Source organism: Myroides sp. LJL115 (assembly GCF_054871665.1).
In genome coordinates this window covers 1-25,480 of sequence record NZ_JBTXLS010000044.1, presented here as the reverse complement: position 1 = coordinate 25,480, position 25,480 = coordinate 1, and the positions used below count along the sequence as shown (strand labels likewise).

General features: G+C 32.7%; 22 protein-coding genes. 13 read left to right on the top strand and 9 right to left on the bottom strand.

The genetic code is table 11. The features are described 5' to 3' along the window. Positions 1-187 precede the first annotated feature (187 nt). A complete protein-coding gene (locus ACYSNX_RS10625; RefSeq protein ID WP_461754654.1) occupies positions 188-622 on the top strand; it encodes an RrF2 family transcriptional regulator in 435 nt (144 codons plus the stop codon). 23 nt (positions 623-645) lie between these two features. Here the strand turns inward: ACYSNX_RS10625 and ACYSNX_RS10620 are convergent, their stop codons facing one another. The 4 genes from ACYSNX_RS10620 to recF are packed head-to-tail and all read right to left on the bottom strand — an operon-like array spanning position 646 to position 4,493. Continuing rightward, a complete protein-coding gene (locus ACYSNX_RS10620) occupies positions 646-1,221 on the bottom strand; it encodes an RNA polymerase sigma factor (protein ID WP_461754653.1) in 576 nt (191 codons plus the stop codon). Continuing rightward, positions 1,202-2,329, bottom strand: coding sequence for a glycosyltransferase (locus ACYSNX_RS10615; RefSeq protein WP_461754652.1), 1,128 nt, complete (start codon positions 2,327-2,329; stop codon positions 1,202-1,204). Before ACYSNX_RS10615 ends, ACYSNX_RS10620 begins: the two co-directional genes overlap by 20 nt. Positions 2,330-2,364: 35 nt before the next feature. Then, complete coding sequence (gene murB, locus ACYSNX_RS10610; RefSeq protein ID WP_461754651.1) at positions 2,365-3,372, bottom strand: UDP-N-acetylmuramate dehydrogenase; 1,008 nt, start codon at positions 3,370-3,372, stop codon at positions 2,365-2,367. Between the two features lie 32 nt (positions 3,373-3,404). Further along, positions 3,405-4,493, bottom strand: a complete 1,089-nt coding sequence (gene recF / locus ACYSNX_RS10605; RefSeq protein WP_461754650.1) for a DNA replication/repair protein RecF — start codon at positions 4,491-4,493, stop codon at positions 3,405-3,407. A 134-nt stretch (positions 4,494-4,627) separates the two neighbouring features. On the opposite strand from recF, the gene ACYSNX_RS10600 reads away from it, so the two are divergent. The 6 genes from ACYSNX_RS10600 to ACYSNX_RS10575 all read left to right on the top strand — a co-directional run bounded on the left by ACYSNX_RS10600 (position 4,628) and on the right by ACYSNX_RS10575 (position 10,999). Then, the gene (locus tag ACYSNX_RS10600; protein ID WP_461754649.1) at positions 4,628-5,413 is read left to right on the top strand and encodes a tetratricopeptide repeat protein; all 786 of its coding nucleotides are present in this window, start codon (positions 4,628-4,630) and stop codon (positions 5,411-5,413) included. Positions 5,414-5,416: 3 nt separating this feature from the next. Beyond that, positions 5,417-5,908 (top strand): 6,7-dimethyl-8-ribityllumazine synthase, encoded by a 492-nt coding sequence (ribH, locus tag ACYSNX_RS10595; protein WP_461754648.1) that lies wholly within the window; start codon positions 5,417-5,419, stop codon positions 5,906-5,908. Between the two features lie 179 nt (positions 5,909-6,087). Beyond that, positions 6,088-8,361: a DNA mismatch repair endonuclease MutL gene (gene mutL / locus ACYSNX_RS10590; protein ID WP_461754647.1), complete on the top strand. Its 2,274-nt coding sequence runs from the start codon at positions 6,088-6,090 to the stop codon at positions 8,359-8,361. Beyond that, positions 8,361-9,119 carry a rhomboid family intramembrane serine protease gene (locus tag ACYSNX_RS10585; protein ID WP_461754646.1) on the top strand — a complete coding sequence of 253 codons (759 nt, stop codon included), beginning with the start codon at positions 8,361-8,363 and terminating at the stop codon, positions 9,117-9,119. The genes mutL and ACYSNX_RS10585 overlap by 1 nt, the downstream gene beginning before the upstream one ends. 2 nt (positions 9,120-9,121) lie before the next feature. Continuing rightward, a complete protein-coding gene (locus ACYSNX_RS10580) occupies positions 9,122-9,967 on the top strand; it encodes a rhomboid family intramembrane serine protease (protein ID WP_461754645.1) in 846 nt (281 codons plus the stop codon). 3 nt (positions 9,968-9,970) lie between these two features. Further along, the gene (locus ACYSNX_RS10575; protein ID WP_461754644.1) at positions 9,971-10,999 is read left to right on the top strand and encodes an endonuclease/exonuclease/phosphatase family protein; all 1,029 of its coding nucleotides are present in this window, start codon (positions 9,971-9,973) and stop codon (positions 10,997-10,999) included. 75 nt (positions 11,000-11,074) lie between these two features. On the opposite strand, the gene ACYSNX_RS10570 is transcribed toward ACYSNX_RS10575, so the two are convergent. Together ACYSNX_RS10570 and gldJ are read right to left on the bottom strand one after the other, a co-directional pair. Continuing rightward, a complete protein-coding gene (locus tag ACYSNX_RS10570) occupies positions 11,075-12,370 on the bottom strand; it encodes a UDP-N-acetylmuramoyl-tripeptide--D-alanyl-D-alanine ligase (protein ID WP_461754643.1) in 1,296 nt (431 codons plus the stop codon). Between the two features lie 58 nt (positions 12,371-12,428). Continuing rightward, complete coding sequence (gene gldJ / locus ACYSNX_RS10565; protein ID WP_461754642.1) at positions 12,429-13,958, bottom strand: gliding motility lipoprotein GldJ; 1,530 nt, start codon at positions 13,956-13,958, stop codon at positions 12,429-12,431. 756 nt (positions 13,959-14,714) lie between these two features. On the opposite strand from gldJ, the gene porV reads away from it, so the two are divergent. From porV to ACYSNX_RS10545, 4 genes are all read left to right on the top strand, one after another. Further along, the gene (gene porV, locus ACYSNX_RS10560) at positions 14,715-15,848 is read left to right on the top strand and encodes a type IX secretion system outer membrane channel protein PorV (RefSeq protein ID WP_461754641.1); all 1,134 of its coding nucleotides are present in this window, start codon (positions 14,715-14,717) and stop codon (positions 15,846-15,848) included. 91 nt (positions 15,849-15,939) lie between these two features. Further along, on the top strand, positions 15,940-16,422 hold the full coding sequence (gene cdd, locus ACYSNX_RS10555) for a cytidine deaminase (RefSeq protein ID WP_461754640.1): 483 nt from the start codon (positions 15,940-15,942) through the stop codon (positions 16,420-16,422). 273 nt (positions 16,423-16,695) lie between these two features. After that, entirely contained in the window at positions 16,696-18,081 is a 1,386-nt protein-coding gene (locus tag ACYSNX_RS10550) for a hemolysin family protein (RefSeq protein ID WP_461754639.1), read from the top strand. Between the two features lie 108 nt (positions 18,082-18,189). After that, positions 18,190-18,768 (top strand): uracil-DNA glycosylase family protein, encoded by a 579-nt coding sequence (locus ACYSNX_RS10545; RefSeq protein WP_461754638.1) that lies wholly within the window; start codon positions 18,190-18,192, stop codon positions 18,766-18,768. A 7-nt stretch (positions 18,769-18,775) separates the two neighbouring features. On the opposite strand, the gene ACYSNX_RS10540 is transcribed toward ACYSNX_RS10545, so the two are convergent. The 3 genes from ACYSNX_RS10540 to ACYSNX_RS10530 form a co-directional block, all read right to left on the bottom strand. Beyond that, positions 18,776-19,960 carry an MFS transporter gene (locus ACYSNX_RS10540; RefSeq protein ID WP_461754637.1) on the bottom strand — a complete coding sequence of 395 codons (1,185 nt, stop codon included), beginning with the start codon at positions 19,958-19,960 and terminating at the stop codon, positions 18,776-18,778. 138 nt (positions 19,961-20,098) lie between these two features. Further along, positions 20,099-21,601 carry a sodium/proline symporter PutP gene (putP, locus tag ACYSNX_RS10535; protein ID WP_461754636.1) on the bottom strand — a complete coding sequence of 501 codons (1,503 nt, stop codon included), beginning with the start codon at positions 21,599-21,601 and terminating at the stop codon, positions 20,099-20,101. An 833-nt stretch (positions 21,602-22,434) separates the two neighbouring features. Beyond that, on the bottom strand, positions 22,435-23,166 hold the full coding sequence (locus ACYSNX_RS10530; RefSeq protein ID WP_461754635.1) for a CDP-alcohol phosphatidyltransferase family protein: 732 nt from the start codon (positions 23,164-23,166) through the stop codon (positions 22,435-22,437). Between the two features lie 259 nt (positions 23,167-23,425). Between ACYSNX_RS10530 and ACYSNX_RS10525 the strand changes: the two genes are divergently transcribed. Further along, the gene (locus tag ACYSNX_RS10525) at positions 23,426-24,556 is read left to right on the top strand and encodes a lipoprotein N-acyltransferase Lnb domain-containing protein (protein ID WP_461754634.1); all 1,131 of its coding nucleotides are present in this window, start codon (positions 23,426-23,428) and stop codon (positions 24,554-24,556) included. 12 nt (positions 24,557-24,568) lie between these two features. Then, positions 24,569-25,312: a tyrosine-protein phosphatase gene (locus tag ACYSNX_RS10520; protein ID WP_461754633.1), complete on the top strand. Its 744-nt coding sequence runs from the start codon at positions 24,569-24,571 to the stop codon at positions 25,310-25,312. Positions 25,313-25,480 lie beyond the last annotated feature (168 nt).

Here is a 25,480-nt window from a genome sequence, read left to right as displayed (position 1 = left end):
GCTATACTTCTATACATGACATCTACTTAAAAGTATCGTAAAGTTAAGAACCGCCTTGGTACGGATCCGTATGCCAGGTGGTGTGAGAGGTCGGCTGAAGAAATAATCTTCAGCCTCCTACTCGATTAGTGCTAATGTATTGACTGTTGAAAAAATAACTATATTTGATAAATAAAATTAATAAAATATGTTTTCTAAAGCTTGTGAATATGCTATAAGAGCTCTTATTTATATTGCAGAGAATTCCTTGAGTAATAAACGGGTAGGACTTAAAATGATTGCTGAGCAAATAGATGCTCCAACTGCCTTTACAGGTAAGATCCTACAAAATTTAGCTAGACATGGAATACTAGACTCTGTAAAAGGTGTAGGAGGTGGTTATAGTATCTTAGAAGAAAAAATGAAGCAAACTAAATTAGCCGAGATTGTTAGTATTATAGATGGCGATTCTGTGTTCACAGGTTGTGCTCTTGGTTTAAAAGAATGTAATGCTTTAAAACCATGTCCTGTCCATGGTAAATTTAAAAATATTAGAGGAATGTTACGCGATATGTTAGAGACCACTACCCTTTATGAATTGTCTCAAGGGCTTTTTTGTGGAGAGACATTTTTAAAACGCTAACGTCTCTTGGAGATTTTTGCCCTTTAGATGGTAAAGTTAGAGTCAATTTGCTTTAAGATAATTTCTTGAAGCAATCTACGGGCTCTTATGAGTTTTACCTTTACATTATTTAAAGGTTGGCCAGTTATAGTGGCAATTTCATTATAGGAGAGCTCTTGAAAAAACCTCAATTCAATCACTTCTTGGTAATGAGGCTTTAAAAGTTTTACATAACTTTTAAAAACAGCTAAATTCTGTTGCTTTATAAGTAAATCTTCCATATTTGCCGTATCATCTGCAATATTATTATATGCAGGATGATTCTCTGTATTAACCATTAAAAGACCATCCTTTTTTCTTTTGCGAACTAGGTCTATATGTACGTTTTTAGCAATAGCGATAAGCCAAGTATTAAAGCTAAATTTGTCATTATAGCTTTGAATACTACTAAATGCCTTTGAGAAGGTTTCGATAGTGATGTCTTCTGCATCTGCCTCGTTATTTATACGTTGTAAAATGAAATAGTAAACTTCGCTCCAATAGTGATCAAGTAAGAAGGTAAAAGCGGATTGATCCGATTGCTTAGCTAGTGCTATTTGATTAACTATTGTTTTTTTCAAGTTTCTTTCCAGTTAAAAATTGGGTTATGGCCAAATAAGATAATATAAAAATATGAATAAATTCTAATAAAGGTAATACCCAAATCAAATCTTTAGTATCAAATTTTTTAAAAAATTGGTAGTCATAGACAAACTTCACTAACATTCTAAGGCCAAAGCCAATCCATAATACTTCTAATAGAGGATTTATACTTACAAGGATTATAAAAAGAATATAAAAACTCAAAGGCAAAATTGCGCTAAAACTTCTAACAAGGCGGAATTTAAAGCTAGAATCTTTCAGTTGTAAACCTTGCATTTTTACCTCTTTAATAAAACTACTTAGTTTATTATCTTCTTCTTGATAAACAAAACTACTGGAGTTTATAGCAATAGTAGTGTTTTTACTAGATGCAATTTGCTGTATAAAGGAATACTTTTCTCCAAAAGGAATTTTCATTTGCTGTATAAAACCATTATTGGCGTAAAATAAGTCTTTCAGGTATCCTTGATTTAACGTATTGGCATGTAATGGACCCATTAGCTGGGTACCGGTAAAAAGTTTACTGAAGGCAAAAGTATTGTGGTAGCGAAATAATTTATTAATAAAAGATCTCTTTTTCTTCACTATGCTAGTATATCCTATTACCACTTGTTTTTTAGGAGTGAAATAATTAGACATACTACTTAACCAGTTGGTGTTTAGTAATTGTCCAGATGGTTCTGTAAATACCAAATAGTCATGTTTGGCTACTTTTATCCCCAAGGTTAATGCATATTTCTTATTGTTCCAAAAAGCTTCATTATTAACCACATTTACTAGCTTAATTCTTGGATGGGTCTTTTCGAAAGCTTCAAGTATTTCTAAAGAATCATCGCAAGATGCATTGTTTACTAAGATTATTTGATAATTTGGATGATCTTGCTGTAGTAAAGTAGGTAAGTAATTTGGTAAAATATCTTGTTGGTCTTTAATATAAACTATTAAAGAAACAGACTTTTGCATTCTGTCTGTTTGATTTTGGATGTTGTTTTTGCCAAAAGCTAATTTGCTGTAAAATATAAAATAATTAAAAACCTCTAAAGCAATAATGGTAAGTAAGGCGTATAAAAGGATCGTTGTTAGCATAGGGTGTTTAGTAATCTATGGTGTAGAAAAAAAGTTTAAAAAATATTTACCTCTGGTTGAATGTCTATTTGAAAAAGTTCTCTCACTTTAGCTTGTATTACTTTAGAAAGCTCCAAAATTTCTTTTCCTGTAGCCTCGCCGTGGTTTACTAGTACAAGAGCTTGTTTTTCATGTACCCCTGCGTCTTTTATTCTAAAGCCTTTAAAGCCTGCTTTCTCAATAAGCCAACCAGCGGGAACCTTTACTTTACCATCTTGTAAAGGGTAGTTAGGTATTTGTGGATACTCTTGCATTAACCTTGCGAATTGTTCTTTAGGTAGAATCGGATTCTTAAAGAAACTACCACTATTTCCAATTACTTTAGGATCAGGTAGCTTTTCTTGTCTAATTTGAATAACACTATTACTGATATCCCTTATAGTGGGGTATTGTATATTTTGTAATTCTAGTTTGGCTTGAATATCTCCATATTGGGTTTTTAATAAGTGGTTGTTTTTAGTTAATTTAAAACTAACGCTTGTTATAATGTAGCGATCTTTTAATTCATTTTTAAATATACTTTCTCTATAGCTAAACTGACAGTCTTGATTGCTAAAAGTAGTAAAACTAATTTTGTCGATATCTAAGGCTTGACAACAGACAATAGTGTCTTTTACCTCTACGCCATATGCACCTATATTTTGTATAGGTGTAGTGCCTACATTACCTGGGATTAAGGATAGATTTTCAATTCCACCAAAATCATTATCTATAGCCCATAGTACAAACTCATGCCAATTTTCTCCTGCCTGAACCTCTACTATTACATGGTCAGTGTCTTGTTGAACAATAGCGATGCCTTTTGTATTAATTTTAAGAACGAGCTTTTCTATGTTTTGGGTTAAAAGCATGTTACTTCCTCCTCCTAAAATAAAAAGTTCCCTGTTGTTATTTTCTTTTAAGGCCTTTATTAGCTCCTCTTGGGTATTGATAAGGATAAAGTCTTTGGCAAGGGCTTGGATAGCGAAAGTGTTATATGGTTGTAAAGAGATGTTTTTTTGCATAACTGTGGCTTTGGGTGAAGCAATACTATGGATTAATTATCCGCTATTTTAAATATTTCAAAATCTTGATGTATACTATTTAGTAAGTCTTCTGTTCTTTGTGCATGTGTGTCAGAGATAAACATTTGTCCAAATGTTTTTAAATTAACTAACTCAAGTATTTTGCGAACTCTATTTTCATCTAATTTATCAAAGATATCATCAAATAATAAAATTGGAGCTACACCTTTTTGCTTTTTTATAAACTCAAATTGTGCTAGTTTAAGAGCAATTAAATAGGATTTTTGTTGCCCTTGGGATCCAAATTTCTTGATTGGATGTTCTTTCAATTTGAAATTTAAATCATCTTTGTGAACTCCTACACTTGTATATTGTAAAGCACGGTCTTTTGCTAAATTCTGGTGGAAAAGTTCTAGCATTGTACTTTGATGTAATTGGGTGTCATACTCTAAGATAACTTCATCTTGTAAACCTGTTATTAGATAATGATAGTGATTAAATATAGGAACAAATTGTTCAATGAATGAAGAGCGTTTTTGATAAATAGGTAAGGCTATCTCCTGTATTTGCTCATTGTAAACCTCTAGGGTTACTTGATCAAAATAATGGTGTAAAGCAAAATTCTTTAAAAGTGCATTTCGCTGAGTAATTAATTTTTGATACTGTATAATTAATTGCAAATAGCCTGCGTCCATTTGGGAGATAACACTATCTAAAAACTTTCTTCTTGTTTCACTTCCTTCTGTGATTAAATCCCTATCAGATGGAGATATGATAACCAGAGGTATTAATCCAAAATGGTCGGATAATCTATCATAATTCTTCCCATTTCTTTTTATTATTTTTTTTTGACCTTTTTTTAGACTACATACGATTTGCTCTGCTTGGTCTTTTATGTCAAAAGTACCGTCAATAACAAAGAAATCACTCTGATGATTAATGTTTTGGACAGCCACAGGGTTAAAGTAGCTCTTTCCATAGGCCATGTAATAAATGGCATCTAATATATTGGTTTTACCTACGCCATTTAAGCCTACAAAACAGTTTATTTTTTGATTAAATTCAAAAGATTTGTCTGTTATGTTTTTGAAATTCAGGATGTTTAAATTTTTTAAATACACAGGATATTCAAGTATTATATGTTTCAAAGTAGCACTTTGCTCAAATTCGCTGCAAATTATCAAAAATATAGATAGAAAGCACTTTTATATTACAATAAAAATCCTATTTTTGCGTATATTAAACTTTTGAAAACATGGCAACTTATAATAAAAGAGGTTACAAAGCCCCTAAACCTTCCACGCAGAATGAAGATGGAGAATTTGATCAATTCGCAAATGTAGATGCATCTAACAGTACAACAGCTGAGGTGTTTGATTCTTTGGATGAGGGAGCCAATAAGATGGAAAATTGGGTATCTCGTAATTCTAAAGCTATTTTTGGAATTGTTGGAGCCGTTGCATTAATTACATTAGGATATGCTGGATACGGAAAGTTTATCGTAGAGCCTAAAAATAATGATGCTGCAAATGAAATGTTTCAAGCACAAGCTTACTATAATAATGCAGTTCAAAGCACTACAGATAAAGACAATTTATACCGATTAGCTCTTGAAGGAGGAGAGGGTAAATTAGGATTCTTAGGGATAATTAGAGATTATAGTGGAACCAATTCTGCTAACTTAGCTCATTATTATGCTGGGACAGCCTACTTAAACCAACGAGAGTATACTAAGGCAATTGAGCACTTAGAGAAATTTAGCACAAACGATGCAGTTGTTGGAGCTTTAGCTCTTGGTGCAATCGGAGATGCTTTCTCTGAATTGGGGCAAAAGAAAGAAGCTTTAGAATATTACAATAAAGCTATTAAGCATGGGAAAAATGACTTAACGTCTCCACGCTTTTTATACAAAGGAGGAGTTGTAGCTTTGGAATTAGGAAAAAGGCAAGAAGCATTAACAATGTTTAATGATATTAAAAATAATTACCAAGGATCAATAGAGGCAAGTTCTATTGATGGTTTAATTGGATTAGCACAATAAGACATGGCTACAGAAAATAAAAATCTTTCTCAATACGATAAAAATACTTTACCTAATGCAAAAGAGTTTAAGGTTGGTATCGTAGTATCTGAGTGGAATGATAATGTAACTAATGGTTTATACCAAGGAGCTAAAGATGCATTAATAGATTGCGGAGCTCTAGAGCAAAATATAATTCGTTGGGATGTACCAGGTAGTTTTGAGTTAGTTTACGGAGCCCGTAAAATGATTGAAACATATGAGGATTTGGATGCAGTAATTGTGATAGGTTGTGTTATTAAAGGGGAAACAATGCATTTTGACTTTGTTTGTACTGGAGTAACGCACGGTATCAAAGATCTAAATTTAATGGCTGATATTCCTGTGATTTTCTGTGTTCTTACTGATAATACTATGCAGCAGTCTATTGATAGAAGTGGAGGAGCATTTGGTAATAAAGGAACAGAAGCAGCTGTGGCAGCTTTAAAAATGATAGAGTTAAATAATAGATATTAAGCTTTTAAAATTAAAAGCCTTCTACCTGCAAGCATCAAGTGTTTGCAGGTTTTTTTATTTAATGATAATTTACAAATACTATAATAGTTTAAGGACTATTATTTAAGTAAATTTGTAGCTCTAAGCAAAGTGCTGAGTTTTTATTTATTCATAAATCTACCTATTCTTAAAATAAATAGATGTCAAATATAATTCGCTTACTACCGGATCACGTAGCAAATCAAATCGCGGCAGGAGAAGTTGTTCAACGACCTGCTTCTGTTGTAAAAGAGCTTATTGAAAATTCAGTGGATGCTGGTGCTACGGAGATCAAATTGGTACTAAAGGAAGCCGGTAAGACCTTGATTCAAGTTATTGATAATGGTAAGGGTATGGGTGAGCAGGATGCTTTACTTTCTTTTGAAAGGCATGCTACTTCTAAGATTTCTAAAGCAGAGGATTTATTTGCGCTGCATACTAAGGGGTTTAGAGGAGAAGCTTTAGCTTCTATTGCAGCTATTGCTCATGTAGAGTTAAAAACTCGTCAGGAGGTTAATTCCTTAGGGACGCATATTGTTATTGAAGGAGGGAAATTAGTCCGTCAAGAGCCAGTTGTAAGTCCAGTGGGAACTTCCTTTTCTGTAAAAAATTTATTTTTTAATATCCCAGCTAGAAGAAATTTCCTTAAAAGTGTAAACGTTGAGTTTAGAAATATAGTAGATGAGTTCGAGCGAATTGCTTTAGTGCACAATGAGGTTCAATTTATTTTGATCCACAATGGCAATGAAGTATTTAATTTACCAAGTAGTAATTTAAGACAAAGAATTGTTGCCATTTTTGGCTCTAGAACTAATGAGAAGTTAGTACCCATAGCAGAAACAACCGATATTGTAACTATAGAGGGCTTTGTAGGAAAGCCTGAATATGCAAAAAAAAATAGGGGAGAACAATTCTTTTTTGTAAACGATCGTTATGTGAAAAGTGGTTATTTACATCATGCAGTGCTTGCAGCTTATGAAGGTTTATTGAAAGAAGGTACGCACCCTACTTATTTCATTTATTTACAAGTTCCTACCGATAGTATAGATATTAATATTCATCCAACTAAAACGGAAGTTAAGTTCGATGATGAGCAAGCCTTATATAGTATTTTAAGATCTACTATCAAGCATAGTATGGGGCAATTCAATGTAGCACCTGTGTTGGACTTTCAACGCGATGCCTCTTTAGATACACCTTACGATTATCAAGGAACACATGCAGCTACCCCAACTATAGAAGTAGACCGCAACTTCAATCCCTTTACAAGGGAAGAGAATTTACAAGAAGATAAATTTGAATATAATCCTTTTGAAAACCCTTTTGGTAATGCTGATTTAATAGAATCTAAATTAACGGATTTATCTATTGAATCTAGTGATTTAGAGCAAGAATCTACTTCTATGGCTTCGGATCTAACTTTTGAATCTAAAGGAAATACAGCTGATTTCACTTTGGAATCTTCTGAATCACCACATGGGGTAACCTATGAATCTAAAAGTAACCAACCAGATTATTCTTTTACGACAGACCAAAAGGATAGTCTGACTTTTGAGTCTAAAGGTAATCAAAGTGATTTCAACCCTTTTGAAACTAATGAAGAGGATCAATACGCTTCGGAGTTCACCCAAAGAAGAGGTGCTCCTTTTTTAGATTCTAAAGTAAACGCCAAGTCTAGCTTTGCAAAGAGTAAGTTCAATAATTCTAAAGTAGAAAATGAGCGTATTTCTTCTAAGAGTAATCAAAAAAACTGGTCTAGCTTATATGAGGGTCTTAAGCAAGATTCTAGTCATTTAGATATTTCCAATTTGGTTTTGGAACAACAAACTCCTTCTGCGGATCTTTTTGGAGGATATCAAAATGAGATGAGTACTTCTAGGACGTTTCAAATCAATAGAAAATATATTGTTAGTCCGATAAAATCTGGACTTGTTGTAATTGACCAAGGAAGAGCTCACCAAAGAATTTTATACGAAAACTTTTTAGAGAGTATAAAAAATCACTCTGGTGCGTCTCAGCAATTGTTATTTCCCTTAACTTTATACTATGCTCCTTATGAGATGGAGGTATTAAGAGAAATAAGGGAATTACTACAACAAACAGGATTTGGATTTGAACAAATGGCAGAGGAATTCGTAGTTATATCTGGTTTACCTGTACATATTTCAGAGAGTGAAGCTTCCATTGTTTTAGAGGATTTAATCGGTGACTTTAGAAGTGGACATCCTGGAGTTAATTATAGCCAGAGTGAGCGTATTGCTAAGTCTTTGGCCCATAGCTTATCGGTAAAAACAGGTACAACCTTGAGTTGTGAAGAACAAGAGAATATTGTAAATCGCTTGTTTGCTTGTAATGAACCAAATGTATCACCATTTATGAAACCTACTTTTGTAACTATGAAAGTAGAAGATATAGAGAAAAAATTTACGTTATAATGAGAATTTCAGAAACTGTAAAACATTTAATTATACTGAACATTATTTTGTTCGTTGCTGGTTTTTTTGTGGAGGCTTTACAGCAATTATTTGCTATGTTCTTTTTTCAAAGTAGTGCATTCTACCCTTGGCAACCCTTAACTCATATGTTCATGCATGGGGGCTTTATGCATATTTTCTTTAATATGTTTGCCTTGTATTCTTTTGGTACAACCCTTGAGAATATTTGGGGAGCCAAAAGATTTTTGATTTTTTATATTGCCTGTGGATTAGGGGCTGCCTTAATGCATCAAGGTGTAAATTACTACTCCATTATGAGTGTTTATAACAAAGTAGAACACCTAGGAGTAGATAAGGAATATTTTTATCAGATAATTACAGCAGAAGGAGGTTCCTATAGTTATCCTTCTGCTTGGTTAGAATTTATTAGTGCACAGGAATTAACTAATGCTGTAGTTGCTTATAATATACCTGTGGTTGGTGCCTCAGGTGCTATATATGGACTTTTGGTAGCCTTTGCTTTTATGTTTCCTCGTGCTGAATTAATGATGATGTTTGTACCTATTCCTATCAAGGCAATGTACTTTGTACCAGGTATTTTATTAATTGACCTATATGGTGGAATGACTGGTGGATTCAGCCTTTTTGGAGGAGGAAGTGGAATAGCACATTTTGCTCATATAGGAGGAGCTATTACCGGATTTCTTTTAATGTATTATTGGAAGAAAACTCAGTTTAATCCTTATCGTTGGAATTAAGTATGATAAAAATATGGAAGAAATTTCGTCAGAATTATCCTTTAAGTAGCCCAATTGAGCGACTGATATATTGGATAATAGGAGTATCTGTTATATTCTTTTTACTAAAAGTTATCTCGATTAGCTTTTACTCCAATGCTTTGTTTTGGGTAGGTTTATCTAGTAATGCAACGGAATTACTTTATAAACCTTTTACCTTAGTGACTTATAGTTTTGTTCATGCCGGGCCTATACATCTACTATTTAATATTATTGTACTTTATTTTGTAAGCCAACTCTTTTCTACTTATTTTTCGGCAAAAGAGTTTGTTATATGTTACTTTTTAGGTGCTTTTTTAGGCGGGGTATTCTTTGTAATAGGGTCTTTTGTCTTACCTGTAAGTACTTTGTTAGTAGGTGCCTCGGCTGCTATTATTTGTCCATTAATGGCCCTTGTTTTTTACAAACCCCAAATGGAAATTCGTTTGATGTTAGTAGGAGTTGTTAAGATTTGGTATATCGCTGCTTTTATTATTATCTTAGATATCGTACAATTAAGTGGAAGTAATGTAGGAGGACATTTAGCGCATTTAGGAGGGGCTTGTATGGGGTTTTTATATATTAAGTATATAATAAATACTCCTGTTTTTTCTAATTTGGAGGCTAAAGCATCTTCGGTTTTTACAAAAAACAACAAAGGGAATTTAAAAAAGGTATATAGAAATACCAAAAGTCAAACTTTTGACAAAGCTGCAAATACTAGCAATCAAGCTAAAATTGATTCTATACTTGAGAAAATAAGTAAAAGCGGTTATGAGAGCTTAACTAAGGAGGAAAAAAGTTTTTTGTTTACTAGTGGAAAAAGATAATTTATGAAGAATCTATCTTGGTTTAATAAAGGCATTTTTTTGTTGAATATAGTATTAGCTATATTGACAATTATAGGCTATTTTTTGCCGTTTTTGGCTCCAAAGATTTTTCCACTTTTATCGGTATTTTCTTTGTTGCTACCAAGTCTGCTTATCGTTAATGTAGTTTTTCTTATCTATTGGCTTTTTTTGGTCAAAAAGCAAATTTGGCTTTCTATTTTTATTTTGCTTTTAGGCTTTACTTTTATTAATAAATTTTATCGTTTTTCAGGAGTTAATTTACCTGAAGAAAAAACGGACTTTACCTTGATGAGTTATAACGTAAGACTTTTTAACTTATTCAAATGGATAGATGACCCAAAGGTTAGTCAAAACATTAAAGAGTTTGTTGATGTGCAAGATCCTGATGTTTTAGCTTTACAGGAATATTCAAAAAACACAAAGATTAAGTTTAAACAATATCCTTATAGCTATATTGTTTCTCACGGAAATAAAATAAAGACTGGACAGGCCATTTTCTCTAAGTTTAGAATTGTAGATAAAGGGGAGATCAATTTACCAAACTCCAATAACAATGTCATTTTTGCTGATATTGTAATCCAAAGAGATACCATTCGTATTTATAGTATCCATTTACAGTCGATAAGCATTAGTCCAGATATTCATGAAAGTGTGGACGAAATGGACTCTAAACGTATTATAAAAAGGATTTCAAAAGCTTTCTCTGAACAACAATTGCAGTCAGAACTTATTCGGTCGCATATGAAGGATGCTAACCATCGCAAGATTATTTGTGGGGATATGAATAATAGCGCTTTCTCCTATGTTTATCGAAATGTAAAAGGAGACTTAGATGATGCTTTTGTCAAAGCCGGACAAGGTTTTGGTAAAACCTATGATTTTAATCTTTTTCCAATGCGCATAGATTATATTTTTGTTGATCCTTTAATAGAAGTCAAGTCATTTAAAACATTTGATTCTTTTGTGAATTCTGACCACTTCCCTCTAATGGGTAGGCTACACTTGAGATAGGAAAGCAAATAATTGCGATAAGGTGATAGAAAATAAAAATCCCTTCTAATAGATTAAAGTTAGAAGGGATTTTATTTATTTTAGTAATTCTAAGGTTCTTTCTAGGGCCATAGCTCTAGATCCTTTTACTAAAATTGTTTTATTTTTTAAGGAATCTATTAGGTTCTGATCCTTTTCAAAGTCTTCGAAACTTGCGAAGAAATGATGATTATCCTTTGCTTTATCCTTGTGTTTATAAAACTCTTTTCCAATGTAGATCCCTGAGATATCTGCCTGATTATTTAGCTCTTCTACAATTTGTAAGTGCTCTTGGTTGCTATAGGTACCCAATTCATACATATCACCAAGTATACAGACTTTGTTTTTTTGGACATCTAAAGCTATAAAGTTATCTATTGCCGCTTTCATACTAGAAGGGTTGGCATTGTAGGCATCTAATAAGACTTTAGCTTTAGCAATGTTAACCCATTGGGAACGATTATTAGTAGGTGTGTAGTGTTCAATGGCTTGTTTGATGGAATCAAGAGCTACATCAAAGAATAAACCTATAGCTACTGCGGCAGCTATATTAGTTGCATTATAAATTCCAGTTAAGTTGGAGTCTATCTTTTGATTCCTATAAGTAATTTGTGCATTTGGTAGGCTACAATAGTTTTCAAAAACAACACTAGCATCCTGGTTTTGTCCAAAAGTATATCGTGGGAAAGTAATTGTTTTAGCGTCTTGGATAGGATCATCTAAGTTAATAAAGGCCATTTTATGATGATCCTCCAGATAATCGTATAATTCACTTTTTGCTTTAATAACTCCCTGAAAATCTCCGAAACCTTCTAAATGAGCCTTGCCAAAATTGGTAATATACCCAAAGTCAGGATCAATTAATTCACAAAGAAAGCTGATCTCATTTTTGTGATTTGCTCCAATTTCAATTACACCAAGGTCAGTATCTGAGCTAAGACTTAATAATGTTAGAGGAACACCAATGTGGTTGTTCAAATTCCCTAAGGTAGATTGTGTGGTATATTTTTGTGCTAATACTGCAGTTATTAATTCTTTTGTAGTGGTTTTACCATTGCTTCCTGTTAAAGCTATAATAGGTAAGCCTAATTGCTGACGGTGATATTTAGCAAGTTGTTGAAGTGCACCTAATACATTTGGCACAACAATCATCTTGTCTGGATCGGTAGCTAAGGCTTTATTGTCCATTATTACAAATAAGGCACCTTTATCCAGGGCTTGTTGGGCAAATTTATTTGCATCAAAGTTCTCTCCTTTTAAAGCAAAGAATAAAGAGTTTTGGGTGATATTTCTAGTATCTATACTAACGCCATCACACTGTAAAAAACACTGATATAATTCTGTAATATTCATAACACAAAAATATAAAAAAAGCCCTAAATATTTAGGGCTTTAAATGGATATCAATTATTTAATTTTTTGTTCTTCTTTTATTGGTTTTTTCTCCAACCTTAGTCATTGCTAAACGGAATCCAATATTGTCTGCACTCATGTCTTCCGGGTAGTATCTTCTTGTTGCAGGGTCTAACCAGTAAATTCTATCTTTCCAAGACCCACCTTTAATAACTCTAGATTTCTCATTATATAATTGAGAAGGCTTCTTGTTTTTCTTTGGAGCTGGCTTGTCCGCTAAAGGTTTAGTTTGCTCGTTAGAATATGGGTTAGTTGCAAGGGCTGCTGGATCTAAAGCAAATTGAGCAACTTCACCTGGTAGGTTTTTAACTGACTTTCTATTATTAGCTTGCTCAGTGAATTCTACATCTTGCTCTGTAACTATTTGTACTGTACCATCTGGTCCAATTTTAGTTTGATAATATACGTTTCCTCTATAATAGTTGAAATCTGCATTTAAGTCATCTAAGACAGGATAGTATAAATCTGCTACCCATTCTGCAACGTTTCCAGCCATATCATAAAGACCAAAGTCATTTGGAGGGTAAGATTTTACCGCAACAGTAATATCTCCATTGTCTGTACCCCAACCTGCAATACCACCGTAATCACCTCTACCTTGTTTGTAGTTAGCGTATTTAGTATTTAATATTTGCGGCCTTCCTCTTCTTCTTTTATCTGGGTTATCCCATGGGAATTTACCTTTTCCTTTATAGTTATTATACTCTCTATTACCAATTAAACCAATAGCAGCATATTCCCATTCCGCTTCTGTAGGAAGTCTGAATTGAGCAGTGAATAAACCAAGGTTTTGGGTTGCATATAAATTACGTTGATTTTCAGTAGCTTTATTATTTACACCTCTATAGACAATATCTGAATTTCCTCCATATACAGAACTAGGATTTAGTAAATAAGCATCTGTGCTAAAGTGGGCATCTCCATATGCCTCTGTTATTTTTGCATCTCGTTTCAAATAACCAGCTTGTTCTAGTTTTAACTCATTTACACGGTCAGTTCTCCACTTTGCATAATCATTGGCTTGAATCCAACTTACTCCCACTACAGGATAATTAGCATAAGCAGGGTGACGTAGGTAACTTGAAATTAAAGATTCATTGAAACCAGATGGACTTCTCCATACAAGAGTATCAGGAAGTGCACTGTCGTAAATGTCTTTATAAAGCTTATTGTTTTGAGGGAAAACAGTTCTTAACCAGTATAAATACTCATTGTACATAATATTGGTTGTTTCTGTTTCATCCATGTAAAAAGATTGTACATGCATTTGTTTTGGTGCATTATTCCAATCACCCATAATGTCCTCTTGGATTTGCCCCATAGTAAAAGTACCTCCCTCAATTGGTACCATTCCATTAGGAGTTTTTTGGACGTATTTGGTATTATACTGAAACCCTCCGTTTTTATCATTAATTTTCCATCCAGTGGCAGTGGAAATATTACTGTTTGAATTACTGCAGCTCGTTAGACCAGCTGCTACTAGTAAGGCTGTCAAGAGTTGAAATCCTAAATTTCTTTTAATCTTCATCTTATTGTAAGTGGATATAATATTGGACGCAATTTAGCAATTAACACTTAATTGGCAATGCATTAAAACACAATAACGCAATAGACAATTTTTTGTTTGTTTTTATGTATTGTAATATATAACGACTAAGTTGTTTATGTATTGCCTTTTTAGTAAAAAATGTTAATATGCTCAGTTTAACTGTTTTTACAAAGATATAGTAAAATAATTTAGTTGTTCTTTTTAGTTAATTATAGTCTTCTTTTTGCTTTAAATAGATAACTATTTGTGCCTTAAGTCTATCGGGGATTATTATCAAAAAAAAACTAATTTATAAGTTCATATCTATTTTAAAAATACTGTAAATTTTTTATAAATCAGGTATGTTTTTTTTTTGTAGATAGAAAATAGGGCAAATTCTTCAAAATATTTAGTAAAATGACACTATTATGTGGTGTTATTTTGGATAAATTTTAAAGTATACTCTATAATAGGAACATAAAAATTAGGGCTTGGGATAGTTTTTATGGGCAATTGTTCTAACAAATTCACGTTTACTTATAGGAAACAACGGTTAGTAACTCTATTTTCTAGGATAGAATTAGATTTTTGGCAGTACAAACATTTTACTTGTAAGGCTAATAGTTTATATTTATCTACTAGAAGTAAAGTATCAACTTTAAAATAAAACATAAAGTTATAGTAGTTATTTTTTAGCAAAGCTAAGCCAACCGCTAGAAACCTATATATTTGTACCTAGTGATTTTAAAAAGAAATATGGAAAAGATTAAATACTCTTTTTTTGCTGTTTTGGTAAGCTGTGTAGCAATTGGTCAAGAAATTCGGCCAATTGTAACAGGGGTGCCTTTTTTGACTATTAATGCAGATGCCAGGTCTTCTGGAATGGCTGATATGGGAGTTGCAACTTCCATGGATGCATATTCTCAACAACACAATGCAGCTAAGTATGCATTTGCCGAAGTAGATCAGGGATTCTCAATGAGTTACACACCTTATATGTCTAAAATAACTAGTGGAATGTCTCTTGGACAATTGACTTATTATAAGAAACTGAATCCGCGAAGTGCCTTAGGAGCGAGTTTACGCTATTTTGGTATGGGGGATATAGATATGAGATCTGAATTTAATTCAGCTGTTATAACTAGAAGACCAAATGAGTTTTCTTTTGATTTATCTTACTCTTTGAAATTAAGTGAAACTTTTTCTATGGGTATAGCAGGGAGATTTATCACCTCAAGTTTAAAGTATCCTGAAGCGGATGACTCTTCTTCTGTTGCAACTAGTATCGCTGTAGATGTTTCTGGTTTTTATCATGGTAGAAAGATTAGTTTTTCCGATTTTGATGGACGTATAAGAGCTGGGTTTAATATTTCTAACCTTGGTCCAAAGATAAAGTATGATGATGAAATTGGTGATGGGTCCTTTTTGCCAGCAAAATTGCAAGTAGGTGTAGGCTTTGACTTTATTTTAGACTATTATAATACAATTAGCTTTACCACTGAGTTTGCCAAGTTACTTGTTCCTACCCCTCCAATAGACCCTACAGATGTAGAGGCTAGAATAAAATATGAAGACATCAGTTGGTTCAAAGGTATCTTTGAGTCCTTTGGTAATAAATCAGGAGGATTTGATGAGCAACTAAAAGAAATCGTATGGTCTGTGGGAGTAGAGTACTGGTACGATAATAAATTTGCTCTTCGTACGGGATACTTCCACGAAAGCGAGCAAAAGGGTGCTCGTCAATTTGCTACTTTAGGTGCAGGCTTTCGCTACAATAAAATAGACATTGATCTATCCTATCTATTTTCCACTTCAACTATTAATAACCCCTTAGAAAATACTTTGCGTTTTTCTTTGACTTTTAATCTAGATAAGAAAAGATTCTATTAATAAATAGCATTATATTTGTATACTAATCCAAACAATAGTTTTTTACTTGCGTTTGGATTTTTTGTCTCAATTAAATTAAACGAACTATTGTATGAAAAAAATAGAAGTTATAAGTTCTTTTTTACAGTATGATTCACTAGGTGAATTGCCAATGGATATTCAAATGCTGATGCAAAAAGCAATTGAGGTTAGGAAAAATGCATACGCACCATATTCTAAATTTAGAGTTGGAACTGCGTTATTATTAGATGATGGTAGTATTGTTGTAGGTTCTAATCAAGAGAACTCTGCTTACCCTTCTGGTTTGTGCGCGGAGCGTACAGCTATTTTTTATGCCAATGCTGTACATCCAGAAAAGAAAATCATTAGAATGGCTATCACAGCATCTTCCGATTTAAAATTAACTACTGTTCCTATTCCACCTTGTGGTGCATGTAGACAAAGTATATTAGAATACGAGGTAAAGCAAGATTTACCAATCGAAATGTATTTTATGGGAGCTGAAGGAGCAGTTTATTATTCGGAATCTTTGACAAATATTTTACCATTCCCTTTTGACAAGGATGCACTTTAGTACATTAACTTTTATTTTATAAAAAAAATACGATTCTATTTAACTAGGTTAAAAAAAGTAAGTATTTCCTTGTATTTTGGCAATATTGAGGGAGTTTTATACGGAATAAAACTTTAAAGTACGGTTATATGATAGAATTGTGCTACTTTTGTAGTGAAAATATATTAAAAATATTTTGTATATTTGATATATAATTTTCTAGTATAATTCATTATGCTAGACTTAAAAGGTCTTTAAAAAATTTAAACCAAGGCCTTATTTTTATTTTAAAAAATGGACACATACCCCCAGATCATTACAATGTTAGCTAGCGCAAACATTGTACACACCGAGATTTCCGTATGGAAAATAATTCTTACCATTGTTTTGGTACTTTTAAATGGATTTTTTGTGGCAGCTGAGTTTGCAATCGTAAAAGTTCGAAGCTCACAAATTGAAATTCATCAAGAATTAAACTCTAAAGTAGCCGATGTAGCAAAAGGCATTGTTAGTAACTTAGATGCATATCTTGCCGCTACTCAATTAGGTATTACTTTAGCTTCTCTAGGATTAGGTTGGGTAGGAGAAAGTTCTTTAACTCCTCTTATTTTGAAAGTTTTTGAAGTATTAGGTTTGACAGGTCCTGAATGGTTAGTAATCGCTAAAAACATTTCCTTTCCTTTAGCCTTTGTTATTATTACAATCTTACATATTGTTTTTGGAGAATTAGCTCCTAAATCTTTGGCAATTCATTTTCCAACAAAGACAACCTTTGCTATAGCACTTCCATTAAGAATTTTTTACTTTGTTTTTAGGCCAATAATTTGGTTGATGAACGGTTTGGCTAATGGAATGTTACGAATGTTTGGTATTAGTCCTGTACACGGTGCGGATATACATACTGAAGAGGAACTTAAGATGATTATTACCGAGAGCCAGGAAGGTGGTGCAATTGAAGAAACGGAACGCCTTTTGATTCAAAATGTATTTGATTTTGATGATCGTAGAGTAAATAATATACAAACCTTACGTAAAAACGTTTCAGCAATCGAAATTACAACTACTGTAAAAGATGCTATTGAGTTTGCTATAAATGAAGGGTATTCCCGCTATCCGGTATTTGAAGATTCATTAGATGATATCAAAGGTGTTATATACACTAAAGATTTGATGAAGGCCATGATGAAGGACAGTAATGATACACCAATTGCAGATCTTATGCGTGAGCCAATCTATATCTCAGAAAGTGCTTTAATTAAGCATGTTTTAAAGCAATTCCAAGCAAAACATGTGCAAATGGCAATTGCAACTAATGAGGTAGGGGAGTTCACAGGTATCGTAACCATGGAGGATATTTTGGAGGAGTTAGTTGGGGAAATTCAAGATGAATACGATAATGAAGAACCTATTGTAGAATGTGTTAGCCCAGGAGTATATGTAGTACATGCGCATTACAACATCTCAGACATTAATAGACTATTACCTTTCCGATTTGAGGAAAGTGAGCAATATGACACTTTGGCTGGATTATTAGCTGATAAGTATCCTAATCATGAATTTAGTGAAAATGATGTGGTTGATTTATTCGATTACGAAGGTTTAGTACTTAAGATGTATAGGAATTCTGTTGAGAAAATTCAACTTACTATAAAAGATTATGTTGAGGTAGATGATAATTAATCTACAAAAAATAGAGTAATACAAAAAAGGGCTTTCTTATTTTTAAGAAAGCCCTTTTTCGTATCTTTATGTTAGACCTCTAGGTGTAACTTCTATAAATTATTGGTTATGGATGAACTTGAAAAAATAATAGCTAAAGCCAGGAACTGTGTAATTTGCGCAGATCAACTTCCATTTGCACCTAATCCTTGTTTTTGGATAGGAGCTAAGGCTAAGATTATTATAATAGGGCAGGCTCCTGGATTAAAAGTACAGCAAACAGGAATCGTGTTTAATGATGATAGTGGGGATCGTCTTAGAAACTGGCTTGGAGTAAGCAGGGAAGAGTTCTATGATTTAGATAACTTCGCGATAATTCCCATGGGATTTTGCTATCCAGGAAAAGCAAAGACAGGAGATAAACCTCCAATGAAAATATGTGCCCCTACATGGCATGAGGCTATGTTAACTCACCTTTCAAAGGTTAAGTTAATCCTATTGGTAGGACAGTATTCACAAAAGTACTACTTAAAGGGGCAACATACTTTGACTCAGAGGGTGAAGAATTTTCAGGACTTTATACCTGAGTATTTTCCTTTACCTCACCCTTCGGCCAGAAATTTTATTTGGTTAAGAAGAAATCCTTGGTTTGAAAATCAAGTTGTGCCAGAGCTGCAAAAGTTAGTTAGAGAGGTTTTAAGTAGCTAGACTATCATTAGTTGATATTTGTACTCCAATTTGGTTTTTGCTTTACATAGACATAGACAAGAGAAGTAACTACAACCACTGCGCTAGCAAGGGTGATTGTTGGTATATTACTTAGTACATCTTGATAGTACCATCCTGCAAATAAAGCACCTGATCCAATTCCTAATTCTAAAGCTATATACATTGTTGACATAGCTCTACCTCTTTGATCGGGTTTACTAAAGTCTATGGTCCATGCATTTAACGCAGGAGATAGGATACCTAAAGATATTCCATAAACAAAAGCACCTGTGTATAAACCTACAACGCTTGGCAATAAGGCTATAATTAACAAGGCTACGCACAAGATCATTAAGCCAATTTTTATAATTGGAACTCTACCATATTTATCAGAAACTTTTCCTGCAACAAAACGTACAAGTAAAGAGGCTAAGGTGAAAATCATAAAAAATAATCCTTTGTTTTCTAGACCTAAAGACTGTGTCCAATCTGGGATTAGAGTAAGAATAACTCCATAGGAAACATAGGATAAACACGTTACTAAGGCCGCAGGTAATACATCCATATCGAAAATATCTTTACGGTTTATTTTAAGTAGTTTCCAAGTGAATTTTTCTTTCACCTTCAGGGTTTCTTTCATATTCATTAAAATAGCGATAGAAAGTAAAGCGAAAACAGAGGAGGTATAGAAAAGAAAATCAATGGAAGTGTGGATTTTTATGGTACTACCTATAGCTGGACCAATTGCCATACCTGTACTAAAGCAAATACCATGTAGTCCTAAAGCTTCTCCCCATCTTTTTTGGGGGATTATATCAGCTACATAAGCTGCTGTTGCAGTAGGTTTAAAACCGGTAGAAAATCCATGTATTAATCGAAGTAATAAAAACCCCGATACACTAGTAAGAATTGGGTAAAGTAAACTACATACAAAGCACACAATCGACCCAATGGCCATAATTGGAACCCTACCTACCTTGTCGGTTAACTTACCGCTAAATGGTCTAGAAATCCCAGCAGTTAGTGTAAACAAAGCTATAATAAGTCCCTTGTATTGTGCGCCACCTAAATCGCTGAGATATTGGGGAAGTTCTGGTATTAACATGTTGAAACTAGCCGAGAAAAGCAAAGAGCTTAAACAAACTAAGAAGAACTGCATATTGTAAATAGGATGCGCAGAAGTTGTGGACATTATATAGATAAATTTAAAAGTGCAAAGGTACCTTATTTAGAAGCCAACTACCAAAAGATATTAAAAAGAAACTACCCCTTGACCTATAAATAAGAAAAGGGGTAGTAATTATATTGTAGATTCTTTTAGAGTAAAATATTACTTTTCTCTGTGGTAAATTTCATCTGCTTTGTGGAATTTATCAAAATCGTGTTGTTGTAAATGTTTAGCATTTTTAGAAATTAAGAAAATCGCTAATGAACTAAATGCAAAGCCTGGGATAATTTCATATAATGCTGGACCGAATATTAATGGCCAAATAACAACTGTAAGTGCTCCAACAATAATTCCAATTAATACAGAGAAACCAGTTGTTCTTTTCCAGAATAGAGTAAATAAAATTGCTGGTCCAAATGCCGCTCCAAATCCTGCCCAAGCTTGAGATACTAAATCAAGTACTCTACTATCTGGGTTGTAAGCAATAAAAATAGCAATAATTGCAATTAGTAATACAGCTAATCTACCTGTCCAAACTAATTCTTTTTCGCTTGCTTGTTTACGGAAATAAGCTTTGTAGAAATCTTGAGTTAATGTGCTTGAAGACATTAATAATTGAGCAGATAAAGTACTCATTACTGCAGCTAAAATTGCAGAAAGTAATATACCTACTATCCAAGGGTTAAATAAGTATTGGATTAATTCAATAAAAACTAATTCACGGTCAGCTCTTACTGCAGCTCCATTTTCAGGGAATTTTTCAAAGTAGCTAATACCAAAATACCCAATAGTTACAGCTCCAATCATACAAAGTGACATCCAAGACATTCCAATTCTTCTTGCCGATTTCATTGTTTTAACTCCATCTGCAGCCATAAAACGAGCTAAGATATGTGGTTGTCCAAAGTAACCTAATCCCCATGCAGCTGCACTAATAATTGCGATAAACTCAACATTATTTGTTAAACTTGTATAAGGAACATTTGTTTGAGCAGCAGCCTGCTCTGTATATGTTACGATCATATCCCAACCACCCATATGTAATACAATCATTACAGGAGTTAATATAAGAGCGAATAACATTAAAGTTGCTTGAATTGTATCACTCCAGCTTACTGCTAAAAACCCTCCTAAGAAAGTATATGCAATGGTTGCTACAGCTCCTAAATATAATGCTGGAACATAATCCATATGGAATAATGTTTCAAATAAACGAGCTCCTGCAACCATACCAGAGGCACAGTAAATTGTAAAAAAGAATAAAATAGTAACTGCAGAAACCGTTTTTACTAAATTTCCTTCTTTACCAAAACGATTTTGGAAAAAGTCTGGTAAAGTAAGAGCGTTATTGTTTATTTCAGTGTGTACACGTAATCTACCTGCAACCAATTTCCAGTTATAATAGGCTCCAATTAAAAGACCAATAGCAATCCAGCTTTCAGAAAGTCCTTTAGCATAGATAGCTCCGGGAAGTCCCATCAATAACCAACCGGACATGTCAGATGCACCAGCAGATAATGCAGTAACCACAGGACCGAAACTCCTACCTCCTAAAATGTAATCGGAGAAGTTTTTGGTTCGTAAGTAGGCTACAACACCTATTCCTAAAACAACTATCAAATAGATGATAAACGTTGTAATAGTTGGGTTTAAAAAGTCAAACATATTAAATTGTATTTTTAAAAATTTGGCTAAAAGTATTGAAAAAAAGAATTGGAATGCAAGTTCAATACTGTTTTTTATCAATATCTATAGCATTGTCAGCTTTCTTTGAGATAATGATAATTCTAGAATTTGGGAATGCGTTTTACTCTCTTTAAAATACTTTTAGTATTAAGGGTATTATTAAATATTGACTTGCAAAGGTAAATTATTTTTATTATTTTTTGTAAAGTTTAAGGATAATTTATTCCAGGGCCTATTTATTTGTGGAATTATAAGCTAATTAGGTAAACTAAAAATAAAGTTAATTTGCTAAAATTTGTCAGATGATAACTAAGGTCTTATCTGTTTAATTATGAAATTTTTAGTTTTTCCATCTTAAATTGACCTTATATATGCATTAGTTTCGATTTGTTTTGGTGTGTGTTGGAGTATTAGTTCCCCTATTAAATTCAACTAAGGAGGCTAAAAATGTTAGTATTTTTTTTATTTAAATATTGTTTGTACTTCATAAAAGACAAGTTTTATAAGGATTTTACATATCAATACTTTATAGAGGTAAATAGATTAGAAAAATACCAATAGGTTATTTAGTGGTTTTTACCTATACATATTTTGCATTATTTAGGCTTAGTAAGTAAAAGAATAGATTGTTGTGTAGGGAAGCTTTTTTAAGCATTAGGATAAGATGAAGATTAGTATTGACTAACCCTTTTATACAAATTTATAAGAGGTGTTGTAAAATAGATTTTTTGCAACTAGTAGAATAAGTTAATTACAAAAAGAAAGGGTTACAACTACATGCTGTAACCCTTTGTTATACTATTTTATCTTACTTAACTTTTTTGTGTGGTATTTTTTATAACCGATAATAAAATATAAAGTAAAATAATAATTGGAATAGCTAAATAATGTAGAGTTACTACTAAAACGATACTAGTTAGCATAAAAGCAATTTGTAGTTTGTACTGGCTTAGTTTAGCTGGATTGATTTTTAGTGAAAACAAAGGTAATTCCGCATTCATTATATAAGCACTTAAAAAGCTTATTACTACAAGTACATAAGGATTACTTATTGCACTAATCAGAAATTCTGAAGAAGTAGTATTTGCAATCATTGGTAAGCTTAAAATAAAAAGTGCATTACCTGGTGTTGGTAAACCTATAAAAGATTCCGTTTGTCTTGTGTCTACATTAAACTTCGCTAGACGGTAGCAAGCTCCCAATGTTATGATAAAGCCTAAATAGGGTACAGCTCCCATATAATAGGTGTCTGCAGTTAAGGAATACATAGGTTGGTTAGCTTGTATGTTTGCTAGAAGTTTATAAACCATAAGACCAGGAACAACTCCACTTGTCACCATATCTGCTAAGGAATCTAGTTGAAGGCCTAATTCACTTTTCACATCTAAGATACGAGCAGCAAAACCATCCCAATAATCAAAGAATATTCCAATACATACCCATATGAAAGCCATTTGTATATTGTCATCAAAAGTATATACGCAGGCAATTAAACCAGAAAGTAAATTCAAAAGGGTAATAAAGTTCGGGATATGTTTTTTCATAAATTGATTTTTACAAGTGTGTAGTAATATTTCACACCTATTGTGAAATACAAATGTATTATAAAAGTTAGAATTAAGTAAATTCTATTGCATTATTAATATTGGACTAGAATTTTATTTTTTCTTGTAGGTAGTAGTGTTAATAGATTGAGTAAAAATGTTATACTTTTACTCTTATTTTTATCATTTTAAAACAAGAGGATTATCTGCTGGTTTTAGACCAAAGTTGGTTATCTTTTAAAATAGAAATTATTTTTCAATGAATAAGCTTATTTATATTTTTTTTAGTTTATTGTTTATACAAGGGTTTGCTTCCCAAGATAAACAACTCTCCGCTAGAAGTAGTATTAGTATTTTAACTTGTGGCACAGGGGATGCTTCTCATGCACTTTATGGACATACTGCCGTTTGGGTACAAGACCCTTTATTAGGTATTGATAGAGTGTACAACTATGGATTGTTTGATTTTGAAACTCCCAACTTCGTGGGGAAATTCATAGGAGGAAATCTTTTTTATTTTGCTGATTATACCAATTTTGATCGATTTGTACGCTCTTATGTATATGAAAATAGAAGTGTATATAAGCAGGAATTAGATCTTAGTTCCCAACAGAAGCAAATGATGTATGGGTTATTGAATCAAGCTATATTACCTGAAAGTAGAGAATTTTTATACCAGTTTATTCAAGAGAATTGCACCACTAAGGTTGTGGATCTATTACAAGAAGTACTAGATGAAAAACTTAAAGTAGATGTTTCTTCCAACCAAGGAAGTTATAGATCCATATTAAGTGATTATGTAAAGCATTCTTTTTTTGAAGATTTAGGGATTAATATTTTACTGGGTGCGAAAACCGACAAAAAAAGTGAGTTAGTTTTCTTACCTTTTATATTAATGGAATCCCTAGATCAAACTAAAGTAGATGGAAAGAGTTTAGTGAAAGAGAGTAGTGTTATTTTCCAGGCTGAAAATACACTTAAAAAACAAGATAATTGGATCAATAGTATTTACTTCTTCTATGGTATTTTATTCATAGTTGGCTATTTTTGTTTCAGAGCCAAACTTGCAAGGAAGGTTGTTTATACCTTATATGGTTGTTTTGGGATTTTCTTATTGGCCTTGACTCTTTATTCTAGCCACAGTGAATTTGCTTTGAATGCAAGTATACTTCTATTTAATCCACTTTTCTTAGTCTTAGTATTTAATAGAAAGTCTTCCTTAATAACTAGGATTGCTTTGATCACAATACTAGTTAGTTTAGTACTCTATGTTGGCTTAACTATTTTTTCTGTAAAATTTATCCTTACCCTTGGTTTGTTTTTACTAACTTTAGTGTCTTTATTTATAGACTATCGTTTTATTTTCCTTTCTAGGAAACTTCAATCTTAAGATACATCATTTATGTTTTCATTATTTAAATCTAAGCCTGCCTTAAAGGAGTTAATTCCCAATAATTATATTGATATTCATTCTCATTTATTATTTGGTATTGATGATGGAGCAAAGTCCTTACAGGATACAAAAGATATAATCACAAGTATGAAAAACTTGGGATTTGAACAGGCTATTGCCACTCCTCATACTACACCTTTAGTATGGGATAATACCAAAGAGCAAATTCTAAATAAACACCAAGAGGTTTGCGATTTGTTACAAGAGCACAGCCAATCAGTTAAATTAAGAGTTGCTTCTGAGTATTTAATGGACGAAAGCTTTTTACAAAGAATGCAACAGGAGAAATTGCTTTGTATCCATGATAATTATGTATTAGTGGAGATGTCTTATATGAATCCACCTATTCAGTTGTTGGATATATTATATGAACTAAACAAGCAAGGATACCAAATTGTTTTAGCTCATCCAGAACGATATAATTTCTACCACCAGAATACCGCCATGTATCATAGACTGAAAAAGGCTGGTTGTTTGTTTCAAATGAATCTTTTATCTGTAACAGGATATTATGGTAGCCATGTGTTAGAGGCAGCTAATTTTTTATTAAAAGAGAATCTAATTGATTTCACTGGCTCAGATATACACCATCAAAAACATATTGCTAGTTTTGCATCTAAAGTAAAGATTAAAGATATTAAGAATTTTGAAAAGGCTTTACAAGCCAATTCTCTATTTAGACTTAAGGACTAATTTATAATTAGCACAAAAAAAGCTTATGAGTTATCGAGGGTACTGATAAAGTAGCCTCTTTTTAGGAAACGGCTTTTTTAAAGACAAAAAATAACGCTTATAAAGGACTTTTTTAAGTCTCTTTGTAAGCGTTATTTGTTTTCTAGCTGTACTATTGGGTGGCTTAAA